This window comes from Zooshikella harenae (assembly GCF_018837975.1).
Lineage (GTDB): Bacteria > Pseudomonadota > Gammaproteobacteria > Pseudomonadales > Zooshikellaceae > Zooshikella > Zooshikella harenae.
Window position 1 is genome coordinate 1 of the sequence record NZ_JAGSOY010000106.1, and the last position, 10,400, is coordinate 10,400.

The window sequence follows — 10,400 nt, forward strand, 5'->3', positions numbered from 1 at the left end:
CCCTCAGCATGTATTAGTGCGCGTGGTGATTACTCATAAATCCAACCTGCAGTATTTTTATATTTTATTTGATAAAGCCTCACACATGGTGTTGGTGGAAAATAAAGACGTTAACACGATCCCCGTCGATTTATTACAGGCCTTCCTCGCCCGTTATATGCCGTTCGATGTTGAGCATGTGGAATGTTTTTCCGATGTACTCGCCTTTGCGAATTATTATAAAACGTTAAAGCACCTTAAATTAATGACGCTCGAAGCGGCTTAAATATAATTTAATTTTAATTAATAAATTCAACTTAATAACCTGATTTTTCAGAGGTTACCACAATGAATATGACAATGGCAGCGCCCGACCCGGTGCGCATGGTGGACTTTTACGCCCAAAAACTGCAGGACATCAAACAGCAGATCACCGATTTAAATCAGGAAAAAACCTTTATCGAGCGCGAATTAATTAACCTGGTAGGAGCACAGGAAGAAGGTTCAACCGCGCATGAAACCTCTTTTTTTAAAGTCACTACCACTGGGAAAATCGATCGTAAAGTCATTACAAAACACTTAGGCACAGTAAAAGAAGTGGTTACACCAGAAATCTTTAATTCGATTTTTCGCCTTAAATTCGAGGTGAATGTCACCGCGTTAAAGCACTTAAAAAAACAATTTCCCAAAGAATATAACGCAGTGGCCTATGCCATTGAGTCTAAGCCCGCTAAAACCAGCGTCAAAGTTGACGCCCTGGAGGAGTAATCATGGCACTGTCACTTGCAAATATAGGTTTAACGCAGGCGCTCAAAGCGCCGCGCATGGTGCTATACGGCAGCCATGGTTTAGGTAAAACCACCTTTGCCGCCAGTGCACCGAATCCCATTTTTTTATTTACCGAAGATGGCGCGGGTGCATTACAGGTCAATGCCTTTCCATTATTAACCAGCTTTCTGGATGTCATCGGTGCTCTACAGGCGTTGTATCAGGAACAGCATGAATTTCAAACCGTGGTCATTGATTCCCTGGACCATTTGGAACCACTGATTTGGACTTACACAGCCCAACAGCACGGCAAGAGCAGTATTGAGGACTTTGGTTATGGCAAGGGTTACGGTGAAGCGCTCACCTCTTGGCGACAATGTTTAGCCTGGCTCGATGCGCTGCGTAATGAAAAAAACATGGCCATTATTTTAATTGCCCATACCCAGGTGAAACGCTTTGATTCACCGGAAACTGAGCCCTATGACCGTTACCAAATTAAATTACATGACCGGGCCAGTGCCTTAATTCAAGAATCAGTGGATTGCGTGTTATTCACCAATTTTAAAACTGTCGTGAAAAAGACCGATGTCGGTTTTGGCAACGAAGTGACACGCGGCATTACCACCGGACAACGTGTTTTATATACCCAGGAATCACCCGCCTTTTTAGCTAAAAACCGTTATGGCCTGCCCCCAGAAATCCCTCTGCAATGGGATGTATTTTCACAGGCCTTACCTCATCATCAATCTGGAGTTTAATCATGGCAAATTTAGGTTTTTCAACCCAAGCATACGATCCCAACATTAATTTTTTTACCCCCATTCCTGCCGGCGATTATTTAGCAATGATCGACAAAGCTGACGTTAAAATGAATAAAGCGGGCACGGGTCATTACATCGCTTTTTCGTACATTATTTTAGAAGGCCAATACGCCGAACGTCGGGTATTTGATAATCAAAATATTAGTCATCCTAATCAGCAAGCGGAGAATATTGGTCGTCGGGCTATTTCCGCTATAGGCCAAGCGTTGGGTAATCCGAATGTGCAGGACTCTGACCAATTATTAAATCAGCCCTTAGTCATCAAAGTCACCATACGCAATAACAAACAATCCAATGAGCCAGAAAATGTCATACGGGGTTGGGCGTCTAAAGACAGTTATCAGAGTACGGCGGCGAGCCCAATGGGTAATATGCCACCTACGCAAAAAACTGGCATGCAACAGCAACAAACACCTAGTGTTGTTCATCAGATGCCACCTACTCAGCAGGTTAATCAAGCCCCACAGCAAGCCTCAATGCCCTTACAAGCAAGCCAGTTTGTGCAAGGGAATAATCCATCACCTAACCAGGCACAACAACAACAGCAACCACCCATCAATACCCAGCAAGTGCCTTCAAATCCACCTGCAGGGAATTTTGAACAACCGGTATGGAATCAGAGCCATGCAACTGCCTGAGTCTCAGCACAGCACCATTAATGCGATTTATCAGCATTATGAGCAGCAACAGACTGGCCATGGTTGGCGCGCCCATTTAGGGGCGTCAATCATCGGTAAAAGCTGTGAACGTGCACTCTGGTATGACGTCCATTGGTGTTCAATAAAAAGTCATAAAGGGCAAATGCTGCGTTTATTTGAAACCGGCCATTTAGCGGAAGACCGTTTTGCCGCGAATTTACGGGCTATAGGAATTAAGGTCTGGACCGTGGACCCAAATACTGGAAAACAATTTCGCGTGTCTGCTTGCCAGGAACACTTTGGCGGTTCAATGGATGGCATGGGCCATGGCTTTTTAGAAGCCCCAAGCCAGTGGCATATCATCGAAATGAAAACCCACAGCGAAAAGAGTTTTAAAGCATTAGAAAAAGACGGCGTACAAAAAAGTAAACCGCAGCACTTTACCCAGATGCAAGTGTATATGCACCTGCAGCAGATTGACCGCGCTTATTATATTGCCGTCAATAAAAACACGGATGCATTGTATGGAGAGCGGGTTAAGTACGACAAATCCTATGCTGAAAACACATTAACCAAAGCGGCACGCATTATTGCCAGTGATCAGCCACTGGAAAAAATAAATGATGATTCCAGCTGGTACGAGTGCAAACTCTGTGACCATCATGCTATTTGTCATGGTGAGCAAGTCCCTGCCGTGAATTGCCGAACCTGTTTACATGCATCAGCAGTTGATCAGGGCCAATGGCATTGTGCACGCTTTAATTTATTAATCCCTGAAAATAATCAACGCGTTGGCTGTCAGGCTCATTTATTTATTCCCGATTTAATTCAAAGCTTTGCTGAGGTGATTGATAGTGGTGAATACTGGATTCGTTATCGCCTTAAAAAAACCGGTGAATGCTTTATCACGGGTGAAGCGCCTGAGCAGTTTAACAGCTGTGAATTACGCGCAGTCGAAGATAAAACCTTATTAACTGACAACCACATTCAAACTTTACGCACGACGTTTAATGCCCAGCTCGTGAATGATGCTGCTTAATAAAAATTAATTAAATTCGTCAAAAGGAGTCTGTCATGGATTCAGCTCATCAATTAATTGCTCACCTAAGATTACCCTGTCTTGCTTGGCTTATTGTTGAAGATGAAGATCGAGAACATGTTATTTTTCATGTCACTGAAGAAGGCGCATTAAACCTTGCCTGTGTGCGTTTTAAGTTAGATCCCCAATACACTGATCCACCAAAGCGAGTCTCTGCATTTGATCATTACGCCACGTTGGGTTATGTCCCTGCCGCTGAGTTAATGATGAGAGGTTGGTGGTTACACTGTGTTAACTGCGACCAACCTCTCTATATACATCGCCTAAAAAAATCAAAACTTCGCGAGCTGGAATTTGATCAGGATAACGTGTGGTGTAGCCGACGCTGTAAACATAAATACGAAAGCCATATCAATCACTTTCAAGGATGAAACAATGAAATTACGCTGGTATCAGGACGAATCCTTAAGTGCTATTTATCACTATTGGCAACAACAGCAAGGTAATCCGTTGGTTTGTGTGCCCACCGGCGGCGGTAAATCGGTGATTATTGCTGAGTTTATTCGCCGGGTGATGCAGTTTCCCAACCAACGGGTACTAATGCTCAGCCATGTCAAAGAGATCCTGGAACAAAATTACGCAAAATTAAATCAGCTCTGGCCCACCTGCCCCTCGGGTATTTATTCGGCCAGTTTAAGGCGTAAAGATCATCAAGCCGATGTGTTATTTGCTGGGATTCAATCGGTATATAACAAGGCGTTTGATTTGGGTCCCTTTAATATCATTATCGTCGATGAGTGCCATTTAATTAATGCAGGTAAAGACGACAGTATGTACACCCGCTTTTTAAATGATGCGAAATTAATGAATCCCTTGGTGAAATTAGTCGGTTTTACGGCTACGCCTTACCGCATGAAAACGGGGTTATTAACTGAGGGCGAAGGCGCGTTATTTAATGATGTGGTATACAACGTCGATATTCAAAAACTCATTGATCAGGGCTTTTTATCCCCGTTAATTTCGCAACCCGGCACTGAGCAAATTGATTTAACGAACGTGAGTATTCGCCAGGGTGAGTTTGTCACTCGAGATTTAGAAAAAGCCTTAAATGCTCAGGACCTCACCCGTAAAGCGTTAAAAGAAATCAGCGAGTGGGGACAGGATCGTAAAGCCTGGTTAATTTTTGGTGTGTCGGTGAATCACTGCTTGCAGATTATTACCATGCTCAAAGACCATGGTATACAGGCCGAGTGTGTCCATGGTCAGACACCTATTGGTTTACGCTCTCAATTAATTGAAGACTATAAACAAGGCCGTATTCGGTGTTTAGTGAGTCAGGGCGTGTTAACCACCGGTTTTGATGCACCAAGGACGGATTTAATTGCCATTTTACGCGCTATTCACTCTCCAGGCTTGTATGTGCAGATATTGGGAAGAGGCTTACGTATTTCACCCAAGACGGATAAAACCGATTGCCTGGTATTGGATTATGGCGACAATATCGAACGGCATGGACCGATTGATAATATTCAACCACCTAAGTCTAAATCCCGTAAAAATGGCGAGTCTGGTGAAGCACCCACCAAACAATGCCCCAAGTGTGAGTCACTGTTACAAGCTATTTTGCGGGAATGTCCTAGCTGTGGGTATTCCTTTCCAGCCAGTGAATCACTGCCTCATAACGATCAAGCATCAAAAGGTGCACTATTAAAATCACAAATTAAACCCGTGTGGCTCAGTGTTACTGATGTGTCGTATAGCATTCACCGTAAATTAAATGCCCCACCGTCGTTAAAAGTCACGTATCGCTGTGGTTTTGAGTTCGTCAATGAATGGGTGTGCTTCGAACATAAAGGCTATGCCAAGGCGAAAGCGGCGAAATGGTGGTTTAAACGCGCGGGCTTAGGTGGACAATTGCCCCGCTCCACTGAAGAAGCATTACAGGATGCGCCGACGTTAAAAATACCCAATGCCGTACAGGTCAGCCAAACCGAACAATACCCGCACATATTAAATTACGATTTTTCCGAATCACCTCAACAAGCGAGTGCTTAATTATGGAAATTTGTCGTACTTTTTTATCAAAAAAATCTGCAAAAACAATACACCGCGTCCAGCAATATATTGAATATTATCAGCTCGCGAAAAAGCGACGACCGCCGTGTGTCACTGTTCATCCTGATGAGTTTAAAGAACTAACGAAAGACATGGCCCAGTGCCACTATCAACCACCCTTTACCCTGCAAGGCGTACCTGTCAAAGCAGTGAATACTGTCCACTGAGGAGAAATAAAAATGTTAATTTTAACGTTTCGCCGTTCAGAAAGAGCGTTTATCAACGAGCATACCATTCTGACCTTCGCTGAAAAAGACTACCAACATAGAGCACGAATTATGATTAAAGGTCCTCAGCTCGATTATAACCAGTGGCTCAGTATTGGCGATAAACTCACGCTTGAAACCATACCATTAACTCTTTTTCTTCTGGAAAGAAATAGTCGTCACCAAATTCGTATTGGTTTTGATGCGCCTAGCAATATCATTATTTTGCGGGAAAAAGTGTATTTAAGAAATCGTCAAAAAAGAATGGCTGCTTAATTATTTAATAAATAAGGGGAAAAAGATGAACGCACCAAAACCCAATTTGATTTCGGTGGATGAGTGGATTAAGCACCGTTTTATTGCTGGAGCACCCAGTCGTTTAACCGTACAGCGTTTATGTCGTAATGGCCGTCTTCCTGCCACTAAGGTGGGTGGATTATGGTATATCGACGTCAATGCTGAAAGAAACCACACCACAGGTAATGCATTAGTTGATCGCGTATTAATGGGTTAAAGACATGACACCTCGTAAACGTTCACATAAAAATAAAGGGTTGGAACCTAACTTATACACCTATGGTGCCAATAATAAGTATTACCGCTATCGGCATCCTCGCACTGGAAAGTATTTCCCGATGGGTAGTGATCGCGCAAAAGCACAAACCGCTGCGCGGTTGTTAAATAGTCGTCTTGCCGAGCATAATTTCCTGGTGGAACGTGTCGTGGATGACCATCGCACCAACCTGGCCTTTTTAATTGAACGCTTTAAAGAGGAATATTTACCCTTAAGAAATTTAAAAGCACGTTCCCGTGATAATACGCTTTACCGCTTAGGCCGTGTTGAACGTGATATTGGCGGACGAGCGCTGGATGAGCTCACAGTGCAGTTTGTCGCGGATTATTTAGACCTGAATTTTAAGGGTGACAGTTATCGTCAACATCGCTCGATTCTGGTCCAGTTGTGCCGGTTTGCCATTACCAAAGGGTTAATGGATAACAACCCCGCTGAAGTGACTTTAAACAAGCAAGTACAAAAGAAACGGCGTCGTCTCACGCTAAAGCAGTATCATGCCATTTATACCCATGCAGAGCCTTGGCTACGCAATGCCATGGATTTAAGTCTTATTACCCTACAACGGGCGGGCGATGTCTGTAAGTTGAAGTTTGAAGACATTCATGATGGCAAGATGTTCGTCATTCAGGAGAAAACCGAGAAGCATGGTGAATCGGCCTATCTTGCCATTACTTTAAATCCTCTTCTAAACACCATTATTGATCGGGCCAAACAGTCGGGTATTCATAGCCCACATCTTGTACATCGTGAATCACTATCTCGAACCAACCAGACTAAGCGCAACCAACATCACACGGCTGTAAGACGGGACTTTTTAAGCCGGGCATTTACCAAAACGCGGGATAAGACCAGTTTATTTAAGAGTATTGATCCTTCTGAAAGACCGACCTTTCATGAGATCCGTTCGCTAGGTGGTTACCTGTATGAGCAACAAGGTTTTGAAAAGTCATATATCCGCAAGTTAATGGGTCATACTTCGGAAAAGATGACCAATGTCTATCTGGATGGGCATGAAAACCGGTGGACGGAGTGTAATGCAGATTTACCCATTCAATTGTTAAAAGTGAAGCCTGATGAGTAAAAGCAGGAAAAAGGCCATTCAAACAGTATTTATGCGCTTTGCGATGACTGGAAAATTAAGTGAACATCACAACCCCATCTTATAGATATTTACATATAATTTATTGATTTTATAGTATATTTATATTTTTAATACAAAATAATTTCAAATATAAAACATATAAAGATCAATAGGTTAGAGTTTGTCTTTACCAAAAAGTATACAACAAACATTGTATATCTAACTGAATGCAAGAACTGTTCGTATAGGTTTAAAAAGCTTGACGCTTCGCATCAATAGCAGCAAAAATCATAAAGAGGAACGAGTAGCACGTTTTTACTATCTGTTTACATGCAAATGTTCACTCCCTACATGCATGCAGCTATTCATGCTATAGCTGGTTCAATATCTGTGGTCGTCAGCTTCTTGACGGGAACCAAAGGTGCCTTTGCACCCTGAGCTCCGGCCGTACCACCCAGCTCATTACGATAAGCCTCTATCTTATGCGGTTGGAAGCGGCCCAGGAGAAACTGCACCCAGCGCACAAAACCTCCAAATGACGATGAGTACAGGGAGGGATCGGTGTATTTCTTACCGTTAGTTCTGAGCTCATTCGGATGGTCAGCGTATCCGAAAAACTTTGGTGGAACCGTCGGTACGATATCACCTGAACGGCGTACATGTGTAAGCTGACCAAAAGAAATGGATTTGTACACCGAAGAATTAGCGTATCTGGGAGTCCCAAGGATGCATACAGAAGTTGAGCCTATCTTCAAGAAGTTCTTTGAGATAGCAGCGACAGCTCCGCCAAGTGAATGTCCAGTTAAGTAGATATGATTAACATCCCCCAGGTTCAAAGCACGAATTGCATCGAGTATGAGTTCTGATATTCGAGCAGCTTCTTTAGCGAAACCAGAATGAAACCGACTGGATACAGTACTACTAGCATCTATGGGAACAAGCTTGGAGCACAGGTTGACCCGCCAATCGAATAGGAATTGAGTACCCCGAAATCCGATGAATGATAGCCGATTGAGAACAAGGCCGACCGCCACAACGCCACGGTTTGCTACAGCGAATCCTTTAGGTAGATCAAGTTCAAGAAAACGAGTATTGAGATCTATAGACTGGCCATGCATTACAAGTGTTTGGTATGTCTCGCAAGGAATGAGTTTCGCCCGCTTATTACCATCAATTTCCCATTGTGGGATGTGATAATAGGCGAGTTCTGCGAAAAGTGCACAAAGGTAGCGGACAATAGACGACTTATCAACAGAGGGAGATGACAGTGACTTGACAAGCTTGTTAACCTCATAGATTGCGTATTGACTCATAGCCTATCTCCTTTGATGAGTTCAGGGCTCTAACGTTTCGCATAAGGGGCACGAAGCTGAGCGTCCCAGTACAAATGACTTAGTGTGCTTGTTTAGCTACATTTGCTGAGTGTTGTGTAACTCCAGGCCATAGAAATCTATTTTTTAAATGAATCAGCTCAAGCACATAGACAAGATTACTATTCTCTATCTGTCCGCATTCCATAGCTATCACCAATAAATCTGGTTCTGCAAATGCAGCAGATGTAGAAATATTCGTCGTCCCTGTTGCCATGAGATTCAACGCTTTTGAAAAGGCCAGACTTTTGGAGATCAGAATGCCTTAGATTTGTCTTGCCACTCAAAAGTTCGTAGCATTTCATTTCAAGCATGGATTTGCATTCATTGCTTATGTTTTACTCATAACTCATTAATCATCCGGCGCGTCAGCGGTTGGCTGAGTTTGATTGTTTGACCAGTTTAATAGTTTTGAAACAAGTATGTAGGCTGCTTTCATATTCTTGAACTGCTCTTTACCCAAAGCCAAAGGAGCTTTTCGTTTAACATGCATTCCAGGATGCACAAAATTCCTCGTACTACGGAGTGTATGGCCAACCATTTTTGAACTAAATACTATGTCATCAATTTCTAAGTCAGGAAGCCAGCCAGCATTTGCACTCACCTCTATAAGAATATTTAGTTTCCAGTTTAATGGATTTTTGGATTTTAATTTTTTATTGCTTAACCCCATACTCAGCAAAACATTTCTAACATCTTCTCTATTCAAAATGCATTGCACTATTAAGCGCGCCTCCATTGCGGCTGCCAGCATAATGCTTGCAGAGAAAAAAGCTTCCCCATCCTCATTGACCTTCGACTCGCTTTCATAGATAACAGCTAGATCATTGAGCCTTTCAATCTCATCTTTAATAAAAATTGAACGACGCCCTATTTCTGACAGAGCCTCTAATTTACTCTTATCTTTTATGAAAAGCTCAGATACATCCTTAGAAGCAAACTCAATAAATTCTTCTTCTAACTTTGACTCAAGGACCGTTTCATACTCTTGAGCTAATAATTGGTAGTCAAGAGGTGCATTGCCCTTTGCCCAATATTCTTCTTGAGCAAGACCATGTAATTTTTCGATATCACGCATTTTTTTACTGACTGAATTTAATTCATTTGAGTAATGACCTTTCAACCACCGAGTTTCATGGATTAATGCCACTACAGCGTAATATTGGTAGTATATATATTCTTGTTCAGACAGTAATCCTGCCTGGTATTTTTTTTCTGCCAGTTCTATGTATAATTTAGCGCTATTCTCGATGTTCACGACATCATCAGAATCGAGTTCTTTAAGCAATCTTATTTCATCAATTACCTTATCAACCTCGATGGACGACTCAGCTCTTTTAGTAAAGTGCTTTACCGAGTCAATAATTCCTTCAATTATTTCTTCGTTCATATAAACTGTGCTAGCCTAATACTATTCATTTGCATCAATATGACGTAAAACATTACGTCACACTCATACAGTATTAAATAATACCATATTTGACTCAAACAAATAACTTACTTAAACTCCATAAAAATTTTATTTAGCCTGTAACATATTATAAGTCAATCACACACAAGTGAACTCCACTGAATAACACTTGATATAATTTCATTTTATGAAATGAGGTCAATACCTCTACCCACCTTAGTTAGCAAGCCATTAATTACCGAAAATAACTTTTCACAAATTTTTTATGACACAAAACCCGCAGGGGGCGAGGACGAGTGCATTTTCTCACTATTTTAATTACAGTTAATTTAAATGTCATTTATAACCAAATAATTTCAAGGATATTGAAGATTGATCAACTACAACTGTTTAAACTG

Annotated in this window: 14 protein-coding genes; 11 read left to right on the forward strand and 3 right to left on the reverse strand. The window is 42.0% G+C overall.

All coding sequences use genetic code 11. The features are described from left to right. The 11 genes from KCG35_RS22350 to KCG35_RS22400 all read left to right on the forward strand — a co-directional run. The coding region (locus KCG35_RS22350; RefSeq protein WP_215822082.1) for a hypothetical protein at positions 1–265 on the forward strand (265 nt) is incomplete at its 5' end. A 62-nt stretch (positions 266–327) separates the two neighbouring features. Then, positions 328–747, forward strand: coding sequence for a DUF7173 family protein (locus KCG35_RS22355; protein ID WP_215822083.1), 420 nt, complete (start codon positions 328–330; stop codon positions 745–747). A gap of 2 nt (positions 748–749) precedes the next feature. Beyond that, positions 750–1,505: an ATP-binding protein gene (locus KCG35_RS22360; RefSeq protein WP_215822084.1), complete on the forward strand. Its 756-nt coding sequence runs from the start codon at positions 750–752 to the stop codon at positions 1,503–1,505. A gap of 2 nt (positions 1,506–1,507) precedes the next feature. Continuing rightward, positions 1,508–2,206: a DUF669 domain-containing protein gene (locus KCG35_RS22365; RefSeq protein WP_215822085.1), complete on the forward strand. Its 699-nt coding sequence runs from the start codon at positions 1,508–1,510 to the stop codon at positions 2,204–2,206. Further along, on the forward strand, positions 2,193–3,245 hold the full coding sequence (locus KCG35_RS22370; RefSeq protein WP_215822086.1) for a hypothetical protein: 1,053 nt from the start codon (positions 2,193–2,195) through the stop codon (positions 3,243–3,245). Before KCG35_RS22365 ends, KCG35_RS22370 begins: the two co-directional genes overlap by 14 nt. 35 nt (positions 3,246–3,280) lie before the next feature. Next, on the forward strand, positions 3,281–3,676 hold the full coding sequence (locus KCG35_RS22375) for a hypothetical protein (RefSeq protein ID WP_215822087.1): 396 nt from the start codon (positions 3,281–3,283) through the stop codon (positions 3,674–3,676). A 4-nt stretch (positions 3,677–3,680) separates the two neighbouring features. Next, complete coding sequence (locus KCG35_RS22380; protein WP_215822088.1) at positions 3,681–5,300, forward strand: DEAD/DEAH box helicase; 1,620 nt, start codon at positions 3,681–3,683, stop codon at positions 5,298–5,300. 2 nt (positions 5,301–5,302) lie between these two features. Then, positions 5,303–5,527 (forward strand): hypothetical protein, encoded by a 225-nt coding sequence (locus KCG35_RS22385; RefSeq protein ID WP_215822089.1) that lies wholly within the window; start codon positions 5,303–5,305, stop codon positions 5,525–5,527. 12 nt (positions 5,528–5,539) lie between these two features. Continuing rightward, positions 5,540–5,842 (forward strand): carbon storage regulator, encoded by a 303-nt coding sequence (locus KCG35_RS22390; protein ID WP_215822090.1) that lies wholly within the window; start codon positions 5,540–5,542, stop codon positions 5,840–5,842. A gap of 25 nt (positions 5,843–5,867) precedes the next feature. Then, complete coding sequence (locus KCG35_RS22395; RefSeq protein ID WP_212722873.1) at positions 5,868–6,080, forward strand: helix-turn-helix domain-containing protein; 213 nt, start codon at positions 5,868–5,870, stop codon at positions 6,078–6,080. A gap of 4 nt (positions 6,081–6,084) precedes the next feature. Further along, entirely contained in the window at positions 6,085–7,221 is a 1,137-nt protein-coding gene (locus KCG35_RS22400) for a tyrosine-type recombinase/integrase (protein ID WP_215822091.1), read from the forward strand. Between the two features lie 365 nt (positions 7,222–7,586). Here KCG35_RS22400 and KCG35_RS22405 read toward each other — a convergent pair whose 3' ends face one another. The 3 genes from KCG35_RS22405 to KCG35_RS22415 form a co-directional block, all read right to left on the reverse strand. Next, positions 7,587–8,534 (reverse strand): lipase family protein, encoded by a 948-nt coding sequence (locus KCG35_RS22405; protein WP_215822092.1) that lies wholly within the window; start codon positions 8,532–8,534, stop codon positions 7,587–7,589. Positions 8,535–8,613: 79 nt separating this feature from the next. Then, a complete protein-coding gene (locus tag KCG35_RS22410) occupies positions 8,614–8,808 on the reverse strand; it encodes a hypothetical protein (protein ID WP_215822093.1) in 195 nt (64 codons plus the stop codon). 135 nt (positions 8,809–8,943) lie between these two features. After that, a complete protein-coding gene (locus KCG35_RS22415) occupies positions 8,944–9,981 on the reverse strand; it encodes a hypothetical protein (RefSeq protein ID WP_215822094.1) in 1,038 nt (345 codons plus the stop codon). Between the last annotated feature and the right edge of the window lie 419 nt (positions 9,982–10,400).